This window comes from Kineococcus sp. NBC_00420 (assembly GCF_036021035.1).
GTDB lineage: Bacteria > Actinomycetota > Actinomycetes > Actinomycetales > Kineococcaceae > Kineococcus.
The window spans coordinates 3816922-3840390 of sequence record NZ_CP107930.1; the positions used below are offsets into that span (position 1 = coordinate 3816922).

At 73.4% G+C, this 23469-nt stretch carries 22 protein-coding genes and 2 riboswitches; of the genes, 12 read left to right on the forward strand and 10 right to left on the reverse strand.

What is annotated here, in order from left to right; genetic code table 11:
- Position 1 precedes the first annotated feature (1 nt).
- Both sucD and OG218_RS18865 read left to right on the forward strand, forming a co-directional pair.
- Positions 2-901: a succinate--CoA ligase subunit alpha gene (gene sucD / locus OG218_RS18860; protein ID WP_328294757.1), complete on the forward strand. Its 900-nt coding sequence runs from the start codon at positions 2-4 to the stop codon at positions 899-901.
- Positions 902-1021: 120 nt separating this feature from the next.
- Positions 1022-2269 (forward strand): cell division protein PerM, encoded by a 1248-nt coding sequence (locus tag OG218_RS18865; RefSeq protein WP_328294758.1) that lies wholly within the window; start codon positions 1022-1024, stop codon positions 2267-2269.
- Here the strand turns inward: OG218_RS18865 and OG218_RS18870 are convergent, their stop codons facing one another.
- Entirely contained in the window at positions 2270-3025 is a 756-nt protein-coding gene (locus tag OG218_RS18870) for a VOC family protein (protein ID WP_328294759.1), read from the reverse strand.
- A 47-nt stretch (positions 3026-3072) separates the two neighbouring features.
- On the opposite strand from OG218_RS18870, the gene purN reads away from it, so the two are divergent.
- From purN to OG218_RS18885, 3 genes are read left to right on the forward strand one after another with little or no spacing between them, the layout of a single operon-like run.
- Positions 3073-3648: a phosphoribosylglycinamide formyltransferase gene (gene purN / locus OG218_RS18875; protein ID WP_328294760.1), complete on the forward strand. Its 576-nt coding sequence runs from the start codon at positions 3073-3075 to the stop codon at positions 3646-3648.
- A gap of 18 nt (positions 3649-3666) precedes the next feature.
- Positions 3667-5247 carry a bifunctional phosphoribosylaminoimidazolecarboxamide formyltransferase/IMP cyclohydrolase gene (gene purH, locus OG218_RS18880; protein WP_328294761.1) on the forward strand — a complete coding sequence of 527 codons (1581 nt, stop codon included), beginning with the start codon at positions 3667-3669 and terminating at the stop codon, positions 5245-5247.
- 22 nt (positions 5248-5269) lie between these two features.
- A complete protein-coding gene (locus tag OG218_RS18885; RefSeq protein WP_328294762.1) occupies positions 5270-5554 on the forward strand; it encodes a DUF3017 domain-containing protein in 285 nt (94 codons plus the stop codon).
- An 89-nt stretch (positions 5555-5643) separates the two neighbouring features.
- Here the strand turns inward: OG218_RS18885 and OG218_RS18890 are convergent, their stop codons facing one another.
- Genes OG218_RS18890 through OG218_RS18900 form a run of 3 tightly spaced genes read right to left on the reverse strand, consistent with a single transcriptional unit; the run spans position 5644 to position 8301 of the window.
- Entirely contained in the window at positions 5644-6558 is a 915-nt protein-coding gene (locus tag OG218_RS18890) for a MetQ/NlpA family ABC transporter substrate-binding protein (RefSeq protein WP_328294763.1), read from the reverse strand.
- On the reverse strand, positions 6548-7309 hold the full coding sequence (locus OG218_RS18895; protein ID WP_328294764.1) for a methionine ABC transporter permease: 762 nt from the start codon (positions 7307-7309) through the stop codon (positions 6548-6550). The genes OG218_RS18890 and OG218_RS18895 overlap by 11 nt, the downstream gene beginning before the upstream one ends.
- Positions 7306-8301, reverse strand: a complete 996-nt coding sequence (locus OG218_RS18900) for a methionine ABC transporter ATP-binding protein (protein WP_328294765.1) — start codon at positions 8299-8301, stop codon at positions 7306-7308. The genes OG218_RS18895 and OG218_RS18900 overlap by 4 nt, the downstream gene beginning before the upstream one ends.
- A gap of 167 nt (positions 8302-8468) precedes the next feature.
- Positions 8469-8579: riboswitch (SAM riboswitch) on the reverse strand.
- A gap of 169 nt (positions 8580-8748) precedes the next feature.
- Positions 8749-8832: riboswitch (SAM riboswitch) on the forward strand.
- Positions 8833-8841: 9 nt separating this feature from the next.
- Here OG218_RS18900 and sfnG point away from each other — a divergent pair.
- From sfnG to idi, 3 genes are all read left to right on the forward strand, one after another.
- Positions 8842-9987: a dimethylsulfone monooxygenase SfnG gene (gene sfnG, locus OG218_RS18905; RefSeq protein WP_328294766.1), complete on the forward strand. Its 1146-nt coding sequence runs from the start codon at positions 8842-8844 to the stop codon at positions 9985-9987.
- 146 nt (positions 9988-10133) lie between these two features.
- Positions 10134-10940, forward strand: a complete 807-nt coding sequence (locus OG218_RS18910) for an N-acetylmuramoyl-L-alanine amidase (RefSeq protein WP_328294767.1) — start codon at positions 10134-10136, stop codon at positions 10938-10940.
- A 19-nt stretch (positions 10941-10959) separates the two neighbouring features.
- The gene (idi, locus tag OG218_RS18915) at positions 10960-11505 is read left to right on the forward strand and encodes an isopentenyl-diphosphate Delta-isomerase (RefSeq protein ID WP_328294768.1); all 546 of its coding nucleotides are present in this window, start codon (positions 10960-10962) and stop codon (positions 11503-11505) included.
- On the opposite strand, the gene OG218_RS18920 is transcribed toward idi, so the two are convergent.
- The 4 genes from OG218_RS18920 to OG218_RS18935 all read right to left on the reverse strand — a co-directional run bounded on the left by OG218_RS18920 (position 11462) and on the right by OG218_RS18935 (position 17214).
- The gene (locus OG218_RS18920; RefSeq protein WP_328294769.1) at positions 11462-14116 is read right to left on the reverse strand and encodes an AAA family ATPase; all 2655 of its coding nucleotides are present in this window, start codon (positions 14114-14116) and stop codon (positions 11462-11464) included. The genes idi and OG218_RS18920 overlap by 44 nt on opposite strands.
- Complete coding sequence (locus tag OG218_RS18925) at positions 14113-15252, reverse strand: metallophosphoesterase family protein (protein WP_442906529.1); 1140 nt, start codon at positions 15250-15252, stop codon at positions 14113-14115. The genes OG218_RS18920 and OG218_RS18925 overlap by 4 nt, the downstream gene beginning before the upstream one ends.
- Positions 15253-15361: 109 nt before the next feature.
- Positions 15362-15613 carry an acyl-CoA carboxylase subunit epsilon gene (locus OG218_RS18930; RefSeq protein WP_328294771.1) on the reverse strand — a complete coding sequence of 84 codons (252 nt, stop codon included), beginning with the start codon at positions 15611-15613 and terminating at the stop codon, positions 15362-15364.
- A complete protein-coding gene (locus OG218_RS18935; protein WP_328294772.1) occupies positions 15610-17214 on the reverse strand; it encodes an acyl-CoA carboxylase subunit beta in 1605 nt (534 codons plus the stop codon). Before OG218_RS18935 ends, OG218_RS18930 begins: the two co-directional genes overlap by 4 nt.
- A gap of 116 nt (positions 17215-17330) precedes the next feature.
- Between OG218_RS18935 and OG218_RS18940 the strand changes: the two genes are divergently transcribed.
- The 3 genes from OG218_RS18940 (at position 17331) to OG218_RS18950 (ending at position 20317) form a co-directional block, all read left to right on the forward strand.
- Entirely contained in the window at positions 17331-18545 is a 1215-nt protein-coding gene (locus OG218_RS18940; protein ID WP_328294773.1) for an NADP-dependent isocitrate dehydrogenase, read from the forward strand.
- Positions 18546-18638: 93 nt separating this feature from the next.
- Positions 18639-19631, forward strand: coding sequence for a nucleoside hydrolase (locus tag OG218_RS18945; RefSeq protein WP_328294774.1), 993 nt, complete (start codon positions 18639-18641; stop codon positions 19629-19631).
- Positions 19628-20317, forward strand: coding sequence for a tyrosine-protein phosphatase (locus OG218_RS18950; RefSeq protein ID WP_328294775.1), 690 nt, complete (start codon positions 19628-19630; stop codon positions 20315-20317). Before OG218_RS18945 ends, OG218_RS18950 begins: the two co-directional genes overlap by 4 nt.
- A 3-nt stretch (positions 20318-20320) precedes the next feature.
- Here the strand turns inward: OG218_RS18950 and OG218_RS18955 are convergent, their stop codons facing one another.
- Positions 20321-21370 (reverse strand): iron-siderophore ABC transporter substrate-binding protein, encoded by a 1050-nt coding sequence (locus tag OG218_RS18955; RefSeq protein WP_328294776.1) that lies wholly within the window; start codon positions 21368-21370, stop codon positions 20321-20323.
- 134 nt (positions 21371-21504) lie between these two features.
- On the opposite strand from OG218_RS18955, the gene corA reads away from it, so the two are divergent.
- Positions 21505-22635, forward strand: a complete 1131-nt coding sequence (gene corA, locus OG218_RS18960) for a magnesium/cobalt transporter CorA (protein WP_380158251.1) — start codon at positions 21505-21507, stop codon at positions 22633-22635.
- On the opposite strand, the gene OG218_RS18965 is transcribed toward corA, so the two are convergent.
- Positions 22613-23428: a PrsW family intramembrane metalloprotease gene (locus tag OG218_RS18965; RefSeq protein WP_328294778.1), complete on the reverse strand. Its 816-nt coding sequence runs from the start codon at positions 23426-23428 to the stop codon at positions 22613-22615. The genes corA and OG218_RS18965 overlap by 23 nt on opposite strands.
- Positions 23429-23469 lie beyond the last annotated feature (41 nt).

Below are 23469 nucleotides of genomic sequence, written 5' to 3' on the forward strand. Positions count from 1 at the left end.
GATGTCGATCTTCATCAACTCCGACTCCAAGGTCCTCGTGCAGGGGATGACCGGGTCCGAGGGACGCAAGCACACCCAGCGGATGCTGACCTCCGGCACGCAGATCGTCGGCGGGGTGACCCCCGGCAAGGGCGGTCAGTCCGTCGAGTTCACCGGGGCGGACGGCTCGCCCGTCCAGGTCCCGGTGTTCTCCTCCGTCGGTGAGGCCCGTGAGGCCACCGGCGCCGACGTCACCGTCATCTTCGTCCCGGCGAAGTTCACCAAGGGCGCCGTGGTCGAGGCCATCGAGGCCGAGACCCCCCTCGTCGTCGTCATCACCGAGGGTGTCCCGGTGCACGACTCGGCGGAGTTCTACGCGCTCGCGGCCGCCTCGGGCACGACGCGGCTGATCGGGCCGAACTGCCCCGGCCTCATCAGCCCCGGCAAGTCGAACGTCGGCATCATCCCGGCCGACATCACCCCGCCCGGACGCATCGGGCTGGTCTCGAAGTCGGGGACGCTGACCTACCAGATGATGTACGAGCTGCGCGACATCGGCTTCTCCTCCGCCGTCGGCATCGGGGGCGACCCGGTCATCGGGACCACGCACATCGACGCCCTCCAGGCGTTCCAGGACGACCCGGACACCGACGTCATCGTGATGATCGGTGAGATCGGTGGCGACGCCGAGGAACGCGCCGCGAAGTTCATCGAGGCCAACGTGACGAAGCCGGTCGTCGGCTACGTCGCCGGCTTCACCGCCCCCGAGGGCAAGACGATGGGCCACGCCGGCGCCATCGTCTCCGGCTCCGCGGGCACCGCCCAGGCCAAGCAGGACGCCCTCGAGGCGGCCGGGGTGAAGGTCGGGAAGACCCCGTCCGAGACCGCCAACCTGGCCCGGGAGATCTTCAAGGCCCTCTGAGGCCTCCCGCACGGACGTCGGCTCCACCCTCCGCCCGATCGGGGGCGTGGAGCCGACGGTCTCGACCCCGCGGGTGTCGGTCCCGCGGTTCGACCCCCCGCCGGGGGAGCATCGGTGGTGATGTCCACGCCCACCGACACCTCCGCCGCTCGCCGCTCCGCCAAGGTCCCCAGGACCACCCCGGCGGACCTGCTGCCCCTGCTCACCGCGTCCGTGCGCGCGGTGCTGACCCTGCTCGTGCCGATGGTGGTGCTGTGCGTCCTGGGGTGGATCGCCTCGGTGCGCTCCACCTCCTCCCTGGCCGCCGTGGCCCGGGTCGGGGCCGACCTCTGGCTGCTCGCGCACGGCAGTTCCGTCGCGATCGTCGGGGGCAGCGTCGGGATCGCCCCGCTGGGGCTCACCGTGCTCGCGGTCCTCTCCTCCCGGCGTGCGGTCCGGATGTGGCTGCGCGACCAGCTCGAGGCCGAACGTGACGTCCCGTTCTGGCGGGGTCTCGGGGTCTTCGCCGGCGGCTACGCCGTGTTCGCCGTCCTGCTGGCCCTGGTCTCGCGCAGCGGGGTCGGGGCGGCGTCGCTGTCGATGTCGCTGCTCGGTGGGTTCCTCGTCGCCGCGCTCGGCGCGCTCGTGGCCCTCTGGGCGCACCGTCCCGCCCTGCCCGCGGCCGTCCCCGCCGTCGTGGTGGCCGCCCTGCGTCCGGCCGTGGCCGCCTGCGCGGGACTCGTCGGGACCGGTGCGCTGCTCGTCGCCGTGGCCCTCGTGCACGGTCGCAGCGAGGTCCTCGCCCTGCACGAGGCGCTGGACCCGGGGGTGTTCGGCGGGCTGCTCCTGACCCTCGCACAGGCCCTGCTGTTGCCCACGTTCGCGGTCTGGGGCCTGTCCTGGGCCACCGGCGTCGGCTTCGCCGTCGGGACCGGGACGTCGGTCGCGCCCGGGGGGACGACGCTCGACACCCTGCCGACCGTGCCCGTCCTCGGCGCCCTGCCGACCCCCGGCGTCACCCCGGCGTGGGCGTGGGCCGTCGTCGCGGTGCCGGTCCTCGTCGGTGCTGTCGCCTGGGTGCTGCAGAGCCGTCGCGGGCGTCCCGTCCACGGGCTCCTGACGCGCTGCGGCGCCGCGCTGCTGACCGGTGCGGGGACCGGGGTCCTGGTCGCCGGCCTGGGCTTCTTCGCCGGGGGAGCGCTCGGTCACGGCCGCATGGCCGACCTCGGACCCGACGCCCTGCTCACCGGAGCCGCGGCCGGCGGAGAGGTCGCCGCCGGAGCCCTGATCGCCGTCCTGCTCGGCCGCGCCTGGACGGCCTGGCGCGGGACGAAGGTCGTCGTGACGATGCCCGACGCCGGCGGTGGAGCACCCCGCAAGCTGCTCTGATCAGCGGTCCGGCTGCGGCGCACCGGGGAGCGGGGTGAAGACGGCGAACCCCGCACCCCACGGGTCGCGCACCTGCGCCATCCGGCCGAAGTCGCTGTCGTGGGCCGCGTGCACGACCTCACCGCCCCCCGCGAGCGCGGCCCGCACGGCGGCGTCGACGTCGGGGACGCCGAAGTACACCAGCCACCCGGGCGCCGAACCCCAGAGCGGGCCGACGCCACCGATCGGGTGCGGCGCGTCGACGTTGGCCGCGATGGCGTAGCCGTCGAAGAGCTCCCGGAAGGTCCAGCCGAACACGGCGGCGTAGAACTCCCGGGAGAGCGCCGGGTCGGACGAGCGCAGGTCCTCCCAGTTCAGACCGCCCGGGGCGTTGACCCAGCTCGCGCCGATGCGGGTCCCGGCCTCCCACAACCCGACGACGGCCCCGGTGGGATCGGCGACCACCGCCGAGCGTCCCGCGTCGTCGACGTCGCCCGGCCCGCTCAGGACCGACCCGCCCGCGGCCGTGACGGCGGCCACGGTCGCGTCGAGGTCCGTGGTCGCGATGGACAGCGTCCAGCCGGAGGTGGTGGCCGGGCCGGCTTCCGCGGCGACGGCGCCGTCCACCCCGAGCAGCGGGGAGCCGTCGGGACGGTGCCCGACGACGGTCCACCCGAGGACCGCCCCGTAGAAGGTCGCCGCCGCCCCGGGGTCGTCGGTCGCGAGGTCCGCCCGGGCCGGGACGCCGGCGGGCCAGGGGTGCGTGCGCAGGGTCATGCCACGAGTTTCTTCCCCGGCGACCGCGACGGCTAGAGTCTCGCCACGTGCCCGTACGAGTGGTCGTCCTCGCCTCCGGATCGGGCTCGACCCTGCAGGCGCTCCTCGACGCCGGCGACCCCGCCTACGAGATCGTCGCCGTGGGCTCGGACAAGCTCGGGGTGCCCGCGCTGGAGCGGGCCGCCGCCGCCGGGGCCGACACGTTCACCGTCGCCCCCGCCGACTTCGCCGACCGCCCCGCCTGGGACGCGGCGCTGACCGCCGAGGTCGCCCGTCGCGCCCCCGACCTCGTCGTGCTCGCCGGGTTCATGCGCATCCTCGGAGCGCCCATGGTCGAGGCGTTCGGCGGGCGCATGGTCAACACCCACCCCGCGCTGCTGCCGTCCTTCCCCGGTGCCCACGGCGTCCGCGACGCGCTCGCGCACGGGGTGAAGGTCACCGGGTGCACCGTGCACCTCGTCGACTCCGGCGTGGACACCGGCCCCATCCTCGACCAGGTCGCGGTCCGCGTCCTGGACGGCGACAACGAGCACTCCCTGCACGAACGCATCAAGAGCCACGAGCGCGAGCTGCTCGTCGACGTCGTGGGCCGACTGGCCCGCACGCTCACCACCCACCCCTGAGAGGACGGCATCCCGCCGATGGCACCGGAAACCCGCGAGGCACGCCAGGTCCCCGTCAAGCGCGCGCTGGTCAGCGTCTACGACAAGAGCGGCCTGGAGGAACTCGCCCAGGGGCTGCACGCCGCGGGTGTCGCGATCGTCTCCACCGGTTCGACGGCCTCGCGCATCGCCGCCGCCGGCGTGCCCGTCACCCCCGTCGAGGAGCTCACCGGGTTCCCCGAGTGCCTCGACGGCCGGGTCAAGACCCTGCACCCGCGGGTGCACGCGGGGATCCTCGCCGACCGCCGGCTGCCCGACCACGTGCGCCAGCTGGCCGAGCTCGACGTCGAACCCTTCGACCTCGTCGTCGTGAACCTCTACCCCTTCGCCGCGACCGTCGCCTCGGGCGCCGGCTACGACGAGGTCGTCGAGCAGATCGACATCGGCGGGCCGTCGATGGTCCGTGCGGCCGCGAAGAACCACCCGAGTGTCGCCGTCGTCGTCGACCCCGCCCGCTACGCCGACGTGCTGAAGGCCGTCGCCGACGGGGGGTTCGACCTGAGCGACCGCAAGCGCCTGGCCGCGGCCGCGTTCGCGCACACCGCCGCCTACGACACGGCCGTGGCCGGCTGGTTCGCGCAGCAGACGCTGGCCGCCGACGACGAGGGCTGGCCCGCGGTGACGGGGATGGCGCTGGAACGCAGCGCCGTCCTGCGCTACGGCGAGAACCCGCACCAGCAGGCCGCCGTCTACGCCGACCCGACCGCCGGACCGGGCATCGCGCAGGCCGTCCAGCTGCACGGCAAGGCCATGTCCTACAACAACTACGTCGACGCCGACGCCGCCCTGCGCGCCGCGTTCGACCTCGCCGGCCCCGCCGTCGCGGTGATCAAGCACGCCAACCCGTGCGGCATCGCGACCGGTTCCGACGTCGCCGACGCCCACGCCAAGGCGCACGCCTGCGACCCGGTCTCCGCCTACGGCGGGGTCATCGCCGCCAACCGCGTCGTGACCGCGGCCATGGCCGCCCAGGTCGCGCCGGTGTTCACCGAGGTCGTCATCGCCCCGGGCTTCGAGCCCGAGGCGCTGGAGGTGCTGCAGGCCAAGAAGAACGTCCGGCTGCTGCAGCTGCCGGAGGGCTACGGCCGCCGCCCGCAGGAGTGGCGCATGGTGTCCGGCGGGGTGCTCGTGCAGAGCCTCGACCTCATCGACGCCGAGGGCGACGCCCCCGCGAACTGGACCCTCGCCGCCGGCGAGGCCGCCTCGCCCGAGGTCCTGGCCGACCTCGAGTTCGCCTGGCGCGCAGTGCGTTCGGTGCGCTCGAACGCGATCCTGCTGGCCAAGGACGGCGCCTCCGTCGGTGTCGGCATGGGTCAGGTCAACCGCGTCGACTCCTGCAAGCTGGCCGTGGAACGCGCCGGCGTGGAGCGGGCCACCGGTTCCGTCGCCGCCTCCGACGCGTTCTTCCCCTTCGCTGACGGGGCGCAGATCCTCATCGACGCCGGGGTGCGCGCCATCGTGCAGCCCGGCGGGTCGATCCGGGACGCCGAGGTCGTCGAGGCCGCCACGAAGGCCGGGATCACCATGTACTTCACCGGCGCGCGCCACTTCGCGCACTGAGCGACCCCGGTAGCGTCGATCCATGACCCAGGCTCCCGAGCGGGTTCCCACCCCGGGCAACGCGGTCCTGCTGACCCTCGTCGGCGGGGTCGTGCTGGCCCTGGGGCTGACCCTGCTCGCGGGGCCGACGTCGGGCGGGGTGCTGCTCGGCGCCGACCTCGCGGTCGCCGCCGTGCTGCGCCTCGTCCTGCCGGTGCGGGTGGCCGGATCGCTCGCGGTCCGCTCCCGCCCGGTGGACGTCGCCATCCTGCTGGTGCTGGCGGTGGCCTGCCTCGTGCTGGCCGGGCTGGTGCCGACCCCGCAGTAGTTCTGCAGCCTCGCGTCGACACGCCGACGTCCAGGCGGTGGCCGCCGGCGTGTCGACGCAAGGGTGCATCACTGCTGTGGGCGCCTGGCTCAGGTGGCGTCGAGGGGCAGCAGGACACCCTTCACGTCGGCGTCGTTCGAGAGGTACTCCTGGACCTTCGGGTCCTGGAACGTCGCGATGAGCGCCTTGACGTTCTCGGTGTCGATCCACTTCGTGCCCACCGTGAGCTGGCCCGCGAACTCGTCCGGGGCGGCGGGCGCGAAGATCTGCTGCTCGATCGGGATCTTGGCCGCGAGGTAGTACTCGGTGTAGCCGACGGCGGCGTCGAGGTCGGGCAGGGCGCGGGACTGCGCGCCGAAGTCCAGCAGCGTGAACTGCAGGCCCTTGGGGTTCTCGGCGATGTCGTCGACGGTCGCCGTCCCGATGTCCGTCCCCGGTTCGAGGGTGATGAGCCCCGCCTTCTCCAGGACGAACAACCCCTGCGACTCGTTCGCCGGGTCGGAGTACAGCGAGATCGTGCCGCCCTGCGGGATCTCCGCCGGCGTCTTCCACTTCGAGGACCACAGGCCGAAACCCCACCGGAAGACCGGCGTCGCCGCGGTCTCCTGGAACCCCGGGTTGGCCTGCAGGACCTGACCCAGCCACAGCTTGTGCTGGTAGATCGTGCCCGCGACCTCGCCGTCGTTCACCGCGCGGTTGATGGTGTTGCTGTCGGCCAGGGCCTTGAACTCGACGTGGATGCCGTGCGCGGGGGCGACGTCCTTCGCGATGTAGTCGATGAGGGCCTCCTCGCGGGCGTTGCCCTCGGCGGTCGCGACGTAGAGGGTGGCGCCCGCCTGGGTGTTGGCGCTGTCCTCGCCGCCGAGACGGGGCACGACGACCGCGGCGGCGATCCCGAGCAGGACGACGGCACCGCCGGCCACGAACGGCCACAGTCGTCGGCGGCGGACCTCGAAACCGTGGTCGTCGGCGGGCTTGGCGTCGGGGCGGGTCTCAGTGGACAAGGGAGTTCTCCAGGTCTGCGGTGGGGGAGTTCGTGGGGGCGGCGCTGCGGCGACGGGCGCGCGGGTCCGCGAGGCGGGCCAGGGCGTCGCCGAGGAGTTGCACGGAGGCGACCAGGGCGACGAGGACGACGATGGTCGCGATCATCACGGCGTGGTCGAAGCGCTGGTACCCGTAGGTGATGGCGAGGTAGCCGACCCCGGGGGCGCCGATCGTCCCGGCGATGGCCGAGTACTCGATCATCGCGATGGTGTTGATGGTGAGGCCGCCGATGATCGAGGGCAGCGCCTCGGACAGTTGCACACTCGTGATGACCTGCAGCGGAGAGGCTCCCGAGGCCTTCGCGACGGCGACCACCGACGGGGGCACCGAGCGCAGCGAGTTCTCCACGATGCGGGCGAAGAACGCGGTGCCGGCCAGGACCATCGGCACGACGGCCGCCCGGATGCCGATGTTCGTACCCGTGACGAACCGGGTGAACGGCACGAGCGCCGCCATCAGCACCAGGAACGGCAGGGACCGCCCGGTGCTGACCACCCAGCCGAGGACGCGGTGGGCCGGGCGGTTCTCCAGCAACCCGTCCGGGGCGAGGTTGTGCAGCAGGACCCCCAGCGGGACCCCGAGCAGCACGACCAGGGCCATGACGATGCCGACCATCAGCAGGGTGTCGCCGAGGGCGGGCAGGACGAGCGCCGGGATCTGCGGCAGGGGCGTGTCCAGGTTCGAGGCCAGCGGGAGGGCGGCGGGGCTCACGGGACCAGCTCCAGGGTCGAGGGCGCCTCGGTGGCGCGGGTGTGCAGTCCCCGTCGCTCGAGGGCGGCGATCAGCCGCGCGGGGTCCACCGAGTCCGGCACCCCGAGGGTGGCGTGCCCGACGGTCCGCCCGGTGACGGCACTCACGGAGGCGCCGAGCAGGGCGAGGTCGTGACCGAGTTCGCGGGCCGTGCTGGTCAGCCAGTCCGCCGGCACGTCGTCGCCGCGGTAGTGCACCGTCCAGGTGACGAGCCGGGGATCGGTGGCGACCGCCCGTCGGGGCAGCAGCGCGGCCCCGACGGGCGACCCCGGGTCGCGCAGGACGTCCAGCAGGGGCGCCGACTCGACGATGCGGCCGTGCTCGAGTCGGGCCACGGAGTCCGCGACCTCGACGACCGTGTCCATCTCGTGGGTGATGAACAGGATGGACAGCCCGAGGTCGTCGCGCAGTTCGCGCAGCAGCGCCACGATCGAGGCCGTCGAGCGCGGGTCCAGCCCGGAGGTCGCCTCGTCGGAGAGCAGCACGCTCGGGCGCAGGGCCAGGGCGCGGGCGATCCCGACGCGCTGGCGCTGACCGCCGGAGAGCTCGTGCGGGTAGCGGCCGGCCAGGTCGGCCAGACCCACCCGCTCCAGCAGCTCGGCGACCCGGGCACGCCGCTCGCGGGGGACGACCCCGAGGTAGCGCAACGGGAGTTCCACGTTCTGGGCGGCGGTGCGCCGGGTCTGCAGCCCGTCGGACTGGAAGATCGTGCCGATGCGGCGACGGGCTTCGCGCAGCCGTCCCTCCCCGAGGTGGGTCAGGTCCTGGCCGCCGACGAGCACGGAACCCGACGTGGGCCGGGTCAGCAGCGTCACGCACTGGGCGAGGGTGCTCTTGCCGGCCCCGCTCGGCCCGACGACGGCGGTGATGCTGCCGGCGGGGACGAGCAGGTCGAGGCGGTCGAGGACGGTGGTGCTCCCGTAGGTCTTGGTGAGCTGTCTCAGCTCGATCATGGCTCGATCACGTCGTCTCCAGGGCGGCGTGGGGCGCGCGAGGGCGCGGCGGGGGAGCGTCGGGCGGACCGGCGCAGGGGGGACCGCCGGACGGGGTGGCCCGGGGTGTTCAGCGGGGAGTGCGGACGCTCAGCGTCGACAGGTCTGGTGGGACACGTGCGTCTCCTTCAACGTCCTTACCCGCGACACCCGCGGGTCGGGTCATCACCCGGAGCACCCCACGACGGAAGGAGGGTTGCCGACCAGCGAGCCGGGGCTTCGCGCTGGTACTCATGACCTGATTCGACAGTGACAGCCGAACCGGGGTCCGTCAAGCGGTTCGGGAAGGTACCGGATATCCGCACCCGGCTTCGAAATCGTTCGTGCGCAACGGCTTGCGCCGGACCCCTCCGGTGCCGGGCCGGCCCGAGTCGCTGCGGGGCCGCCGACGAGGCGTTACAGTTCGCAGGACCATCCAGAGCGGCCGAGAGATCTGGCTCGACGACGCCGCAGCAACCCGAACCCGGGTGCTACCGCCAGGACCGATGGAGGAGCACCACCATGTCCGTCAACGAGCCGCTGAAGTTCGCCTACTGGGTCCCGAACGTGTCGGGCGGCCTGGTCGTCTCCACGATCGAGCAGCGCACCAGCCACGACCCGGCCTACAACGTCGCCGTCGCCCAGGCCGCCGAACGCGTCGGTTTCGAGTACGCCCTGACCCAGGTCCGCTACCTCGCCTCCTACGGGGCGGACGCGCAGCACGAGTCGACGTCGTTCTCCCTCGCCCTGCTGCTGGCGACGCAGAAGCTCAAGGTCATCGCCGCGGTGCACCCCTTCTTCTGGCACCCCGGGGTCCTCGCGAAGTTCGCAGCGACCACCCAGGAACTCACCGACAACCGCCTCGCGCTGAACGTCGTCTCCGGCTGGTTCAAGAACGAGGCGACCCAGCTCGGGGTCACCTGGCACGAGCACGACGACCGCTACCGCCAGTCCGAGGAGTTCATCGCCCTGCTGCGCGGGGTGTGGACCGAGGACGGTTACAGCCAGCAGGGTGAGTTCTTCAACGCCGAGGACATCACCTTCCGCCCGCAGCCCAAGGTGCAGCCGGAACTGTTCCAGGGAGGCAACTCGACTGCCGCGCAGGCGATGGCCGGCCGGGTCAGCGACTGGTACTTCATGAACGGCAAGTCGATCGCCGCCGCCGCCGCCGGGGTGCGCGAGGTCAGCGCCCTCGCCGCCGGCAACGGCCGCTCGGTGCGGTTCGGGCTCAACGGTTTCGCCGTCGTCCGCGACACCCGCGACGAGGCCGAGGCCGTCCTCGAGGAGATCATCGCCAAGGCCGACCGCACCAAGGTCGAAGGTTTCGGCGCCGCCGTCCAGGAGGCCGGGAACTCCACCAGGGACGGCAAGGGCATGTGGGCCGACAGCGAGTTCCGCGACCTCGTCCAGTACAACGACGGTTTCCGCACCGGTCTGGTCGGGACGCCCGACGAGGTCGCCCGCCGCATCCTGGCCTACCGCCTCGTCGGGGTGGACCTGCTGCTGCTCGGCTTCCTGCACGTCAAGGAGGAGGTCGAGGCGTTCGGCGAGCTCGTCATCCCGAAGGTGCGCGAACTCGAGGCCCGCCTCGTCGCGGGTGAGGACCTGGACCTCGGCGCGGAACTCGACGAGGCCGTCGTCGCGGCGACCACCCCGGTCCCCGCCTGACGCTGCGCCCCGGAGCCGGGCGCCTCAGAGCTGCGCCACCAGGAAGGCGGTGATGCCGTCGCTGCGACCACTCGCGGGAGTGGAAGCTCACCTCGTGCACCGCCGTGGCTGAAGACCACCCAGGCCGTCCGTGACACGCTGGGGCCGTGCGGTGCCGACCGGGACTCCTCGCGACCACCGTCGCGGTGCTGGTGAGCGCGTGTTCCGCGCCGCCTGCGCCCGCACCCGCACCCACCGCGAGCGCGGAGGTCCGAGTGGCGGCCCCCTCGCCGAGCACCCCTGCACCCGTCGTCGTGCTCGACCCCGGCCACAACGGCGGGAACGCCGCGAACCCCGCAGCGATCGACGCGCTGGTGCCCGCGGGCGGCTTCGAGAAGCCCTGCAACACGACCGGGACCAGCACCGACGCCGGCTACCCCGAGCACGCCTACGCCTTCGACGTCGCCCTGCGCACCGCCCACCTGCTGCGGGCCCGGGGCGTCACCGTCGTGCTGACCCGCGACGACGACACCGGCGTCGGGCCCTGCGTCGACGCCCGTGCCGCCATCGCCACCGCCGCCGGTGCGGCGCTCACGGTCTCCATCCACGCCGACGGGGCCGCGGCGAGCGCCCGCGGGTTCCACGTCGTCGAGCCCGCGCTCGCCCCCGACGGCGGCAACGCGGCCGTGCTGGCCGCCTCCGACGTCGCGGCGCGGGACCTGCTCGCGTCCTTCGGGACGGCCACCGGCCTGCCCCGGGCCGACTACCTCGGCGACCTCGTCGAACCGGGGCTGACCCGGCGTTCCGACCTCGCCGGGCTCAACCTCGCGCGGACGCCGTCGGCGCTGCTGGAGTCGGCCAACATGCGCAACGCCGAGGAGGCCACCCTCGTCTCGGACCCGGACTTCCGGGCCACCGCAGCCCGGGGAATCGCCGACGGTGTCACGGCCTTCCTTGCTCGCAACGGGTCCTGAGACCGTTTACCGTTCGGGGGTGACCCTCGCACCGACCGCCGATCTGACCGAACTCGTGGTCCTGCTGACCGAGGACGGCACACCGTGCGGGACCGCGCTGAAGTCCCAGGTCCACCACACCTCGACGCCGCTGCACCTGGCCTTCTCGTGCTGGCTGCTCGACGACGCCGGGCGCACCCTGCTGACCCGGCGGGCAGCGACGAAGCGCACCTGGCCGGGGGTCTGGACCAACTCCTTCTGCGGTCACCCCGGTCCGGGGGAGGAGCCCGCGGACGCCGTGGTCCGCCGCTCCGTCCAGGAGCTCGGGATCGAGGTGGAGGGCGTGACGTCGCTGCTGCCGAGCTTCCGCTACCGCGCGGTCATGGCGGACGGCACCGTCGAGAACGAGGTCTGCCCCGTCTTCACCGCGCGCATCGCCACCGGGTCGGGGGACCTGGTCCCTGACCCGGACGAGGTCGACGAGTTCCGCTGGGTCCACCTCGACGAGCTCCGCGAGCAGATCGCCGCGGACCCCTCGCCGTTCAGCCCGTGGATGCTGTGGCAGTGGGAGCAGTTCCCCCGCTGACCTCCGGGTCCAGGCGGATGACGGTCGCCCCCGCGATGGACGTGTGCACCCCCGGGCCGGGGGTGAGCAGCAGGACCTGGGTCGAGGGTGCGACCCGTTCGAAGACCACCCCGAGCCGTTGCAGCCGCAGCGGATCGGAGTGGCCGAGGGCGTCGTCGAGGACGACGGGAACCCCGTCGGCGGGGTCGACGAGCGTCGCGCACGCCAACCGGGTCAGCACGGCGAGCTGTTCGCGCGCACCCGTCGACAACTGCTCGTAGGGGACGGTGCAACCCTCCAGCGTGCGGTCGAGGATGCGCAGTTCGTCGTCGAGGCCGATGCGGAAGCTCTCGCCGTAGACGGTGCGGCCGAGTTCCTCGAGCCGGTCGGCGAACGGTGACACGTAGCGGCGCCGCAACACCCCGCGGTGACGTTCCAGGGTGTCGCGCAGCAACCGGGCCGCGGCCGCCCGCCGGGTGAGGCTCTCGAGTTCCCCCTCGAGGCGGGCGACGCGGGACTCCGCCTCGTCCCAGACCTCCTGGCGGGCCTCACCGCCCATGACGGAGAGCCGGGCCTCCAGCCGCAGCAGGTCGCTGGTGAGCACGTCGCGCCGTCCCACCAGGTCGGTGAGCCTGGACTGGACCTGCTGCGCCCGCCGCAGGGTCGCGTCGGCGTCGCGGGCCGCGAGGTCGGCCTCGAGGTCCGCGACCTCCGCCGCCGTGGTGTCCGCGGCGGTGTCCGCGGCGGTCAGGGCCCGGGCCAGCGCGTCGTCGTCCTGCTCGGCGCGGGACTGCTCGAGCCGGAGCGCGGCCCCCTCGACCTCGGTGCGGGCGACCTCGAGAGCGGCCGTGCGGGTGGCGAGCTCACCGGCCAGGGCGTCGGCGTGCCGGGCGGCCGCGGCCGCCGTCGTGGCGGCCTCTCGGGCCGCGCGGCGGCTGCGCAGCGACGTCTCCCGGGTCTCGGCCTCCAGCGTCCGGGCCGCAGCCAGGTCGGGGACCTCACCGTCGCCGGTCACCAGGACGGCCGCGAGCCGGTCGACCTCGGCGCGCAGCTCGTCCGCACCGGCCTCCGCGCTCAGCTGGGTCAGGTGCGCGCGGGCCAGGTCGAGGGCGCTCTGCGCGCTGCGGCGCTCCTCGTGGGCGGCCCGGGCGGCGGCGACGTCCTCGACGCCGACGTCGTCCAGCCGCGCCGCGAGGTCCCGCTCGGCGCGTTCCAGGTCCTCGGCCAGGGGACCGGTGTCCGCACCGGGCAGCACCCGGACGGCGGCGAAACCCGCGACGTCGATCTCCAGCGGCCGTGTCGCGGAGAGCTCGGCCACGGTGCCGGCCGGGACGGGGACGCCGTCCACGAGGACCTCGACGGCGGTGGCCTCGACGACGACCCGGGCGGCGACGGCCTCGGCGCGGGCGCGCAACCCGCCGGCCGTGTCGGCGGCGACCTCGAGAGCGCGCACCGCGGCGGCGTCCACCCGGTGCCGGGCGAGCGCCTCCGTGGCCGCCCGGACCTCCTCCGCGGCGGTGGTGACGGCGGCGAGCCGCCGGCGCACCTGCCGCAGCGTCGCGCCGTCCTGACTGCGGCGCAGCGTGTCCTGGGCCGTGTCGGCGGCGTCCTGGGCGTCGTCGGCGGCCTGCGCGGCCTCGGTGGCGGTGCTCACGGCGGTGGTCGCGACCGCCCGGGCGCGCTCGGCCTCCTGGGTCAGGGTGGCGAGACGGGTGGTCTCCTGCTCGACCGCGAGCGCCCGGGCGTGCACGTCCGCGACCGCACGCGAGCGACGCTCCTGCGCGCCGGCGACCTCGGCCCGGGCGCGAGCGGTGTGCTCGGCGCGGGTGCGGGCCCCGAGGAGCTTCGAGCGCCGCTCGCCGAGGTCGGCGACGAGCTGCACCAGCGACTCCGCCTCCGCGGTCGTGGCCTCCACCTCGGTCTGGAGCGTCCGGCGGGCGGCGCTGAGTTCGGCGTGCTCGCGCGAGTCCTCGGCGACGAGGTCGAGGGCTTCCCGGGCGTGCGTGGCCGCGACGCGCGCCTCGGCGAGTTCGTTCGCGCACGTGCGGTGCCGGGAGGTCGGACGCCCCGTGCTCGTCCAGAACTCCGCGTAGCGCTCGCCGACGGCGTCGAGCAGGGTCTGCGCCCCGTCCCCGTCGTGGTCCTCGCCGGAACCGGCGGCCGCGTCGAGGGCGGCGGCGAGCGCGGAACTGCCGCTGAGGCTCGCGTCGAGGGAGGCGCCCTGCAGCATCCGCAGCGCGTCCCAGAGCCGCGTGTCCAGGGTCTCGGTGAGGATGTCGCGGACGCGGCGGTGCGCGTCGTCCCCCGTCAGCTGCTCCAGCCGCGGGCGGTGGACGGTGAGCGTGGTCGCGGGCCGGCTGTGCCACTGCTTGCGCAGCGTGAAGCGGTAGGGGCCGGTGCTGATCTCGGCCTCGACGGCGCTCGGGGCGTCGCGGTGCACGGGTTTCACCGCGAGGACGGACGCCTTCTTCGAGGAGTGCTTCTCGGTGAGCAGCATGTCGAGCGCCTCGAGCATCGAGGACTTCCCGACCTCGTTCGCGCCCTCGAGGACGACGATCCCGGTGTCGGGCAGGGTCAGCTCGCGGTGCCCGACCCCGCGGAAGTCGTCGAGCACCAGGCGGTGGAGCCTCACGCGCGGGTCCCTCCGCCGGCCAGGCGGAACACCAGCGACAGCGCGTCGCGCGCGGCCTCGGCGTCCGGGCCGTCGCCCTGGGCGAGCGCGGAGAGCTCCGCGACCGCCGCGTCGGCGAACCCGCCGATGCCGAGGTCGGCGAGCTCGTCGGCGTCGGCGCGCACGACGAGGTCGCTGTGGCGCTCCCAGTGCTGCACCCCGGCCAGCAGGTCACCCTGCACGGCCAGCAGGTCGTCCAGCGTCGCCTTCGCCCCCACGGTGAGGGTGCCCGTGAGGCTGAGGGTGACGACGGTGCGGTCCTTGGCGGGCAAAGCCTCCAGCTGCCGGCGCAGGGCCTCGACGTCGTTCGAGGAGTCCAGTTCGGCGCGGACGTGGGGGAACGCCCAGCGCCCCACCCGGACGGGTTCGACCTTCGGCGGGGAGGCGTCGCCGACCTCGACGACGAGGACGTTGCCCGGGTCGGTCTCCAGCCGGTCGGTGACCTCCTGGGTGCCCGCGTACCAGACCGCCCCGGACCGTCCGACCTGCGTCGTGGAGTGCCGGTCGCCCAGGGCGACGTAGTGGATGCGCCCGTCGGCGATCGCCTCCTCGAGGGGGGCCAGCGCGATGCGCGCCGGGTCGTCGCGGTCGGGGGAGAGCTCGTCGACCGCGCCGTGCCCGACGACGATGCGCAGGGTGCCGTCGGCGACGAGGCCCTCGGTGGCCTGCGCGAGCAGGTCCCCGGTCGGGTGCTTGGAGGTCCAGGGGGCCGCGACGAGCTCGACGCCCGGGCGGACCTCGAGCGGGCCGGCGGTGTCGAGGACGTGCACGCCGGGGGTGTCGCGGACGGCGGGGGAGGCGAGCAGCGAGCTCGCGTCGAGCGGGTCGTGGTTGCCGGGGAGGAGGTAGACGGGGACCCCGACGTCGCTGAACGCGCGCAGGGCCTCCAGCGTGCGGGACAGGACCCGCGGCCCGACGGCGTTGGACTCCAGGACGTCACCGCAGACGACGACGAACTCGGCCCCGTGCTCACGGGCCACCTCGGCGATGCGGTGCAGGGCGTCGATGCGGGCGGCGGTGTAGCGGGGCTGGGCGTCGGCGTCGAGGAAGTGCCGGGTCATGCCCAGCTGCCAGTCCGCGGTGTGCACGAAGCGCACCTCACGCACCGCGCCCACCCTGACCGCGCTGTCGGAGTTCCCGTTCGACGCCATGGGCACGACGGTAGGTCAGGGCTCCGACACGACCCCGCAGACGCGCCGCCACCCCTCAGCGGGGGAGGGCGCTGGCCCGCCAGCTGCCCCGGCCGGGCACCGGCGGCAGGCCGAGCACGTGACGCGGGTCGGCCCAGCGCGAGCGCGGCGCCGGGACCGGGGGAAACCCCTCCGGTGCGGACGGCTGCGACAACCGCGACGTCAGGACGACGGTCAGCGCCGCGAGTTCCTCCGGCTCTGGGTGGCCGCGCTCGATGCGCAGCGCGGTCAGCAGTTCCCGGACGGCCTGCGGGTCGTTGTCGGTCACAGCGGGATGTTCCCGTGCTTCTTGGCCGGCAGCGTCGCGCGCTTCGTGGCCAGCGCCCGCAGGGCCCGGACGACCTGGACCCGCGTCTCGCTCGGTGCGATCACCCCGTCGACGTAGCCGCGTTCGGCGGCGACGTAGGGGTTGGCCAGCTGCAGCTCGTAGTCGTCGACGAGTTCGCGGCGCTTCGCCTCGACGTCCCCACCGGCCTCCGCGGTCTCCTTCAACGTGCTGCGGTGCAGGATGTTCACCGCCCCCTGGGCGCCCATGACGGCGATCTGCGCGCTCGGCCAGGCCAGGCACACGTCGGCGCCCATCTCCTTGCTGCCCATGACGATGTACGCGCCGCCGTAGGCCTTGCGGGTGATGACCGTGACCAGCGGGACCGTCGCCTCGGCGTAGGCGTAGAGGAGTTTCGCACCGCGGCGGATGATGCCGTTCCACTCCTGGTCGGTGCCGGGCAGGAAGCCAGGGACGTCGACGAAGGTGAGGACGGGGACGTTGAACGCGTCGCACAACCGGACGAACCGGGCGGCCTTCTCGGAGGCGTCGATGTCCAGGGTCCCCGCGAGCTGGGAGGGCTGGTTCGCGACGATGCCGACGGGACGGCCCTCGACCCGGCCGAAACCGGTGAGGACGTTGGGGGCGAAGAGTTCGTGGACCTGGAGGAACTCGCCGTCGTCGAGGACGGCGGCCAGCACCGCCGTCATGTCGTAGGGCTGGTTGGGGGAGTTCGGGACGATCTCGTCCAGGAACAGGTCCTCCTCGTCGACCTGCAGGCCGCGGACGTGCTCGGCCGGCAGCAGCGGCGCCTCTGAGAGGTTGTTCGAGGGCAGGAAGGACAGGAGCTCGCGCACGTAGGCGATCGCGTCGTCCTCGGACTCCGCCAGGTGGTGCGCGACGCCGGAACGGGTCGCGTGGGTGCGCCCGCCGCCGAGCTCCTCGAAGCCGACGTCCTCGCCGGTGACCGTGCGGATCACGTCCGGGCCGGTCACGAACATGTGCGAGGTCTCCTCGACCATCACGGTGATGTCGGTGAGGGCGGGGGAGTAGACGGCGCCGCCGGCCGAGGGGCCGAGGATGAGCGAGATCTGCGGGACGACGCCCGAGGCGTGCACGTTGCGGCGGAAGATCCGGGCGTACTGCACGAGGGAGGCGACCCCCTCCTGGATGCGCGCGCCGCCGCCGTCGTTGATGCCGATGACGGGGCAGCCCGTCGTCGCGGCGAAGTCCTGCAGCTCCGCGATCTTGGCGCCGTGCTCCTCGCCCAGCGACCCGCCGAAGGCCGTGAAGTCCTGGGCGTAGACGCAGACGGGACGACCGTCGACCGTCGCGTAGCCGGTCACGACCCCGTCGCCGTCGACGTGCTTGGCCGCCATCCCGAAGGCCGTCGAGCGGCTGCGGACGAAGCCGCCGCGCTCGACGAAGGAGTCCTCGTCCACCAGCGCCGCGATGCGCTCGCGGGCGGTCTTCTTGCCCCGCGGGTGCTGCTTCGCGGCGGCACGTTCGTCGGCGGCGTGCACGGCCGCGTCGGTCCGGTCGTGCAGCGCCGCGACCTGACCCGCCGTCGTCCGCAGGTCGTGGGGGGTCTCGAGACTGCTCACGGGGCGGCAGCGTACGGGACCGCGGGGGTGCCGTGGCAGGGACGCGGGCGGGGACCGGTAGCTTGACGTCGAGAAAGAGCTCCATGCAGCCGGGTGAAGTCGGAGGGGACAGCACAGTGGCCAAGATCAAGGTTCAGGGACCGGTCGTCGAGCTCGACGGCGACGAGATGACCCGGATCATCTGGCAGTTCATCAAGGACCGCCTGATCCACCCGTACCTCGACGTCGACCTGGAGTACTACGACCTCGGCGTCGAGCACCGCGACGCGACCGACGACCAGGTGACGATCGACGCGGCCCACGCCATCCAGAAGGCGGGCGTCGGCGTGAAGTGCGCGACGATCACGCCGGACGAGGCGCGCGTGGAGGAGTTTGGCCTCAAGAAGATGTGGCGGTCCCCGAACGGGACGATCCGCAACATCCTCGGCGGGGTCATCTTCCGCGAGCCGATCATCATCTCCAACATCCCGCGCCTGGTGCCGGGCTGGACGAAGCCGATCATCATCGGCCGTCACGCCTACGGCGACCAGTACCGCGCCACCGACTTCACGTTCCCGAGCGCGGGCACCCTCACGGTGACCTTCACGCCCACGGACGGCTCGGAGCCCATCGAGCACGAGGTCTTCCAGGCCCCCGGGGCCGGCGTCTCGCTCTCGATGTACAACCTCGACGCCTCGATCGTCGACTTCGCCCGCGCGTCCCTGAACTACGGGCTCTCGCGCAACTACCCGGTGTACCTGTCGACGAAGAACACGATCCTCAAGGCCTACGACGGCCGGTTCAAGGACATCTTCGAAGAGGTCTTCCAGAACGAGTTCAAGGACAAGTTCGCCGAGGCCGGCATCACCTACGAGCACCGCCTCATCGACGACATGGTCGCCGCGTCCCTGAAGTGGGAGGGCGGCTACGTCTGGGCCTGCAAGAACTACGACGGCGACGTCCAGTCCGACACCGTCGCACAGGGTTTCGGTTCGCTCGGGCTCATGACGTCGGTCCTCTCGACCCCGGACGGCTCCGTCGTCGAGGCCGAAGCGGCGCACGGCACCGTGACCCGTCACTACCGCCAGCACCAGCAGGGCAAGCCGACGTCGACGAACCCGATCGCGTCGATCTACGCCTGGACCCGGGGCCTCGCCCACCGCGGTCTGCTGGACTCGACCCCCGAGCTCATCGGGTTCTCCGAGACCCTCGAGGACGTCGTCATCAAGACCGTCGAGAGCGGCAAGATGACCAAGGACCTCGCGGCCCTCGTCGGCCCCGAGCAGGCCTGGCAGACGACCGAGGAGTTCCTCGGTTCGCTCGACGAGAACCTCGCGTCCCGCCTCGCCTGAGTCCCGCCTCTCAACTTCTGGGGAGCTTTCCACCTTTCCGCACCGCGGGAAGGGTGGGAATCTCCCCAGAAGTCGTTCTGGGAGACTCGGCCGGTGACCGAGACCCCCGAACGTCGCCAGGTGATCGTCGACACCGACACAGGCCTCGACGACGCCCTGGCCCTGCTGCACCTCGCGGGGTCACCGCGGGCCGACATCGCCGCGGTCACGACCGTCTACGGCAACTGCCACGTCGAGGACTCGCTGCGCAACGCCGCCCACGTCCTGCGGCTGGCGGGCCTGGCGGACGTCCCGCTCTCCCGGGGCGCCGCGGGACCGTTGCGGGGCGAGGCGCACATCGCCGGCTACGTCCACGGCGACGACGGCCTCGGCGACCTGGGGTTCGAGCGTCCCGACCCGCGGACCACGCAACGCACTGCGGCGCAGCAGATCGTGGCGCTCGCCGACGAGGCGCCCGGCCGCTACGACGTCCTCGCCCTCGGGCCGCTGACCAACCTCGCCCTCGCCCTGCGCGAGGACCCCGACCTGCTGTTCAAGGTCCGCAGCGTCACGATCATGGGCGGTTCCGGTCCGTACCAGCCGCTCGGCCGCTCGCTGATGATCGACGCGAACATCCAGAACGACGGCGACGCCGCGCACGTCCTGTTCAGCGCCGCCCGTCCCGCCGACGACACCGTCACGATGGTCGGCGTCGACGTCACCGGCACGGTCGTCCTCGACGAGGCGATGACCTCGTCGCTGCGGCACGCCGGTACCGCGTGGGGCACCTTCGCGGCCGACGTCCTCGACGCCTACTACCGCTTCTACGTCCACGAGTGGGGCCGTCGCGTCGCCCCCGTCCACGACCCGCTCGCCGCCGCGGTCCTGATCCACCCCGAGCTCGTCACCCGTCGGGTGAGCGCCCCCGCGGCCGTCACCAGCAACGGCTTCGCGACCCGGGCCCGACTGCTCGAACTCCCGGACGGCACGCCGCCGGCCCTGCCCCGCGAGATCGCCCTCGCGCCGGCCACGGCGGTCACCGACGTGGACCGCGACGCCTTCCTGGCCGAGTTCGTCACCGGGCTGGCGCACGGGGTCGCCCGGTGAGCGAGCAGGTTGCGAACCTGCGCGACGTCGCCCACGCCGACGCGCGGCTGCGCCCGGACGTGCTGTGGCGCAGCGCCCAGCCCCTGGCGGGGGACGGTCCGCCGCGCGAGGTGACGAGCTGGCCGCCGGCGACCGTGCTCGACCTGCGCTCGGCCGCGGAGATCCCCGCCGGCCCGCACCCGCTGCCCGGGGCGGGGGTGCACCACGTCGCGCTGCTCGACCACGCGGGGGACCCGGGCGCCAACGCGCAGCGCCGTCGTCCCCTGGTCGAGGTCTACCACTCGATGCTGGAACCCGGGACCGGGCTGCTGCGGGCCGTGGCGCTCGTCGCCGCCGAGCCCGCTCCGGTGCTCGTGCACTGCGCCGCGGGCAAGGACCGCACCGGACTGGTGGTCGCGCTGGTGCTGCGGTTGCTCGACGTGCCCCGCGAGGCCGTGCTGGCCGACTTCGCCCTGACCACCCAGGCGATGCCCGAGGTGATGCGCCGGCTGCTGGCGAGCTCGCCGCTGCCCGCGGGGGCCGACCTCTCGACGCTGCCGGCGGAGTACTTCACGGCCCCCGTGGAGGCGCTGGCGGCGGTCCTCGACGTGTGGGACGCGCACGCGGGCGGCACCGCGGGCTGGGCCCTGGCCCACGGCGCGGCCGGCGACCTGCTCGACCGGCTGCGAGAACGGCTGCTGGCCTGAGGGTCACGCCGGGAGCGTGGCCTCGAGCTCGTCCAGCACCAGCCGCGCGGCCGTGGGGCCGGTGTTGAGGTAGAACGCGTCGTCGTCGACCTCGACGGCCCTCCCGGCGGTCACGACGGGCAGCGGGTCCCACAACGGCAGCGAGGTCAGTTCCGTCGCGTCGCCGCCCTGCACGCCGAAGAACAACCAGTCCGCGTCGGCGAGGGGCAACTGCTCGGGACTGAGGTCGCGGGACGTGTCGTCGGTGAAGCTCTGCGTCGGCGGCCGGCCCAGGCCCGCGTCCTCGGCCACCGAACCGCTGAACGAGGCGACGCCGAACACCCGGGTCCGGTCACCGTTCCTGCGCAGGAAGGAGACGGTGGGGACGGGGGAGAGGCGGGCCCCGAGACCGGCGGCCCGGTCCTGGTGGTCGGTGAGCCAGCGCTGCGCCTGCTGCCGCCGGCCGAGGGCGTCGGCGAGCAGCTGGAAGTCCTGCTTCCAGTACAGCCCCGTGCCCCGGGTGACGACCGTCGGGGCGATCGCCGACAGCGTGCCCAGGAGCTGCTCGGCGTCCTTGGCCGCGGAGTTCACGAGGATCAGGTCCGGGGCGAGGACCGCCAGCGCCTCCAGGCTCGGTTCGGTGCGGACGCCCAGGTCCGCGACCTGCTCGAGCACGGCCCGGTCCTCCGGGAACGCGTCGAAGAGGTAGTCCGGGACCCGGTCCGCACCGTCGCCCGCGGTGGAGCCGGCGGGGACGACCCCGAGGGTCAGCGCCGCGTCCACCTGCCCGGTCGAGAGGACGGCGACCCGGGTGGGGGCGGTCGCGATGACGGTCGAACCCAGGGCGTGGACGACGGTGCGCGGGAACACCCCGTCGTCCTCGCCGCTGCCCCAGCCGTCGGGCAGGGCGCGGGGCGTCACCCAGGTCCCCGTCACCCCGGAGGCGGTGGACGCGGGGGCGGGGGCGCCGGCGGTCGACTCGTCGGTGCTGCAGCCCGCGAGCGCCCACAGTCCGGCGACCCCGCCGCCGGCACCCAGCAGGGTTCGACGGCTGAGGGAGGAGGGGAGCGTCATGTCCTGGAGGTTAGCCTCACCACAGTCTGACCCCGGTCAGGGCCCGGGACCGTGGGGAGCCCGGGGGCGGCACACTGGCTGCTGCTGCACCACACGTCCCGGTCGCGAGGCCGGGGGAACGCCGGAGGTCCGCCATGGCCAAGCGCCGACTGTCGTTGCCGTCGATGGGACGTCGTGGGATGGCCCCTCCCTCACGCAACCTCTCCCTCGACGGGGCGATCCCCGCGAAGGCCGAGACCCGGGGCAGCAGCCTCGTCGACAGCGGCGTCTACCTCCACGGCGAGCGGGTGGCCTCGCCGCGCGACCTCGCCGGCACCCTGACCTCGTTGCGCGAGGAGGAGGGTCGCATCGCGTGGATGGGGCTCTACCGCCCCGCCGAGGAGGAGCTGAACACCCTCGCCGCGGAGTTCGACCTGCACGAACTCGCCGTCGAGGACGCCGTCCTGGCCCACCAGCGGCCCAAGCTGGAGCGCTACGGCGCGACGTTGTTCGTCGTGCTGCGGGCCGCCCGCTACCTCGACGAGCGCGAGGAGGTGGAGTTCGGCGAGCTGCACCTCTTCATCGGCCGCGACTTCCTCATCACCGTGCGCCACAGCGAGTCCCCGAGCCTCTCCGACGTGCGCCGCCGCATGGAGGCCGACCCGGAACTGCTGGGCCGGGGGACCGAGGCGATCCTCTACGCGATCCTCGACGCCGTCGTCGACGGGTACGGGCCGGTGCTGCACGGCCTGGAGAACGACATCGACGAGATCGAGACCCAGGTCTTCACGGGCGACCCGACGGTGTCCCGGCGCATCTACGAGCTCTCCCAGGAGGTCTCGGACTTCCAGCGCGCGGTCACCCCGTTGCCGGCGATCCTGGCCGGGCTCAGCGGCGGGTTCCAGAAGTACCGCGTCGACGAGGAGCTGCAGCGCTACCTGCGCGACGTGGCCGACCACGTGACCGTCGCCGTGGAACGGCTGGAGAACTACCGCAGCCAGTTGCGCGACATCCTCACCGTGAACGCGACCCTCGTCGGACAGCGCCAGAACGAGGAGATGCGCTCGCTGACGGAGGCCAGCTACGCCCAGAGCGAGGAGGTCAAGAAGATCTCGTCCTGGGCGGCGATCCTGTTCGCGCCCAGTCTCGTCGGCGGCGTCTACGGCATGAACTTCACGCACATGCCGGAGCTGAACTGGGTCCTCGGCTACCCCTTGGCGCTGCTGCTGATGCTGGCGCTCAGCGTTACCCTCTACACGATCTTCAAGCGGCGCGGCTGGCTGTGAGGCGGTCCCGCGGGGCCCGGTCGACGTGGGCCCGGTGGGTGAGGACCAGCAGCACGGTGACGCTCACCACCACGACGACGACGTGGACGGACAGGGCGCTGGAGTCGTCCCAGACGGTGTGCAGGACGACGGCCGCGAGGTAGGCCCCGACGAACTTCACGAGGGCCCGGCCCCGGTGCGCCGCCGTCGGCACGCGCCACAGCATCGCGACCGTGAGCCCGGTCCAGGCCACGTGCCCGGCGGGGGAGAGCAGGGCCCGCAGCAGCAGGGTGTCCTCGACGGCGGCGAGGTTCCCGGCCCGCAGCAGTTCCTGGAACCCGTACCCCATGGTCTCCAGCGCGGCGAAGCCCATCCCGGAGGCCACGCCCACCACGATCCCGCCGCGGGGGTCGCGCGGGCGGGTCACCAGCAGCACGAGGAGGGGGACGACGAGCTTCGCGGCCTCCTCGATGAAGCCCACCAGGAGCATCGCCCCCGCGCCGAGCTCGCGCTCCGCCCGGTACTCCAGGACCCCGGCTGCCACCGTGCCCACGATGCCGCCGGCGATCGCGGTCGCCGCGACGACCCCGCCGCGGACGGGGATCCGCCGGCCCCCGCTCTCGGCGAAGACGAGCACCGTCATGGGGACGGTGATCGCGCCGACGAGCAGCAGCGACGGGAAGTAGTTCAGGTTCTGCGTGCGGACCATGACGTCGAGCAGGACGACGTAGGCCACGACCCCGCCCACGAGGACCCCGAGCCAGGCCGCGCGGCGCACTCGGGAGGACGGCGGGGAGGTGGTGGTTCCGCTCACGGACCCACGGTGGCGCAGGTCGCCCGGAACCGCCTCCCGGT